This window comes from Pseudomonas sp. S32, assembly GCF_016648095.1.
GTDB classification, from domain to species: domain Bacteria; phylum Pseudomonadota; class Gammaproteobacteria; order Pseudomonadales; family Pseudomonadaceae; genus Aquipseudomonas; species Aquipseudomonas parafulva.
This window is the reverse complement of record NZ_JACVVF010000103.1, coordinates 1-1,187: the sequence shown is the minus strand read 5'-3', so window position 1 is coordinate 1,187 and position 1,187 is coordinate 1. Positions and strand designations below refer to the sequence as shown.

General features: G+C 55.3%; 1 protein-coding gene. It reads left to right on the top strand.

The window, feature by feature from the left end; genetic code table 11:
• Nucleotides 1-78 precede the first annotated feature (78 nt).
• A complete protein-coding gene (locus IAE38_RS23640; protein ID WP_201162933.1) occupies nt 79-1,170 on the top strand; it encodes an IS630 family transposase in 1,092 nt (363 codons plus the stop codon).
• The last annotated feature ends 17 nt before the right edge of the window (nt 1,171-1,187 follow it).

Sequence of the window (1,187 nt, the reverse complement as noted above, 5' to 3'; positions counted from 1 at the left end):
CTAGTGTCGTGAGCGGGTAGTTCGTTTTCTAACGCGCAACGGTATACTGTGCGGCCCTTACCCGAGCTGGTTATACGCATGCCTCGACCCATTGCTCCTTTTGCACTGCAACCCGCCGACGTCATCACGCTTCAAGGTTGGTTACGCATGAGTACGCTGGAGCAGTGCCTCGCTCAGCGGGCGCGGATACTACTTTTGCTTGCTCAAGGGGTGACGCCCTTGGCCATCTGTGATCAGTTACAGATCACGACACCAACGGTGTTCAAGTGGCGAAAACGCTACCTGGAGTCGGGTATCGACGGCCTGAGCGACCTGCCGCGTAGCGGTCAGCCCTTGAAACTGGGTGCTGAGAAAATCAAGGAAATCCTGACCCTGACCACTCACCGGGTGCCGAAAGAAGCAACGCATTGGAGCGTCCGGTTGATGGCCAAGTACGCGCGCGTTACCACCTGGCAAGTCCGGCAAATCTGGGCTGCCTCCGATCTCAAACCGCACCGATTAAAGACATTCAAGATCAGTAACGATCCGAACTTCGCAGAGAAGGTCATTGATGTCGTCGGGCTCTACCTCAGCCCTCCGGACAATGCCATGGTGCTTTCGGTTGACGAGAAAACTCAGATCCAGGCGCTGGATCGTACTCAGCCAATGCTGCAACTTCGGCCCGGACAGATTGAGCGGTGCACCCATGATTACAAGCGCCATGGCACGGCGAGCCTATACGCCGCGTTCGACATCATGACCGGTGAAGTAATGGGCCGGATAACCCAGCGGCACCGGGCCAAGGAGTTTCTGGATTTTCTCCGGCAGATTGATAACAACACACCTGCCGAGCTGGATCTCCATGTGATCCTGGACAACAGCTCGACCCACAAAACCGCTGCAGTCAAGGCATGGCTGGAAAAGCATCCACGCTTCAAGTTGCACTTCACACCGACCAGTGCGTCTTGGTTGAACGCGGTGGAGGGCTGGTTTTCACAACTGGAGAGACGGGCGCTGTATCGAGGTGTCTTCACCAGTGTTGCTGACCTAAAAGTCGCGATTCGCCAGTTCATTACTGCTCATAACGAGCACTCGGCCAAGCCATTCAAGTGGAGCAAGACGGCAGCGGCCATCATCAGCTCCGTACATATGGCAAAGCTGAGCGTGATAAAAAATAAGCTAATGAATTAAGCGCTCAGGGCACTAGC

Bases quoted from the DNA above. Each gene is read 5' to 3' on its own strand.
- IAE38_RS23640 (WP_201162933.1), top strand. From the start codon at position 79: ATGCCTCGACCCATTGCTCCTTTTGCACTGCAACCCGCCGACGTCATC.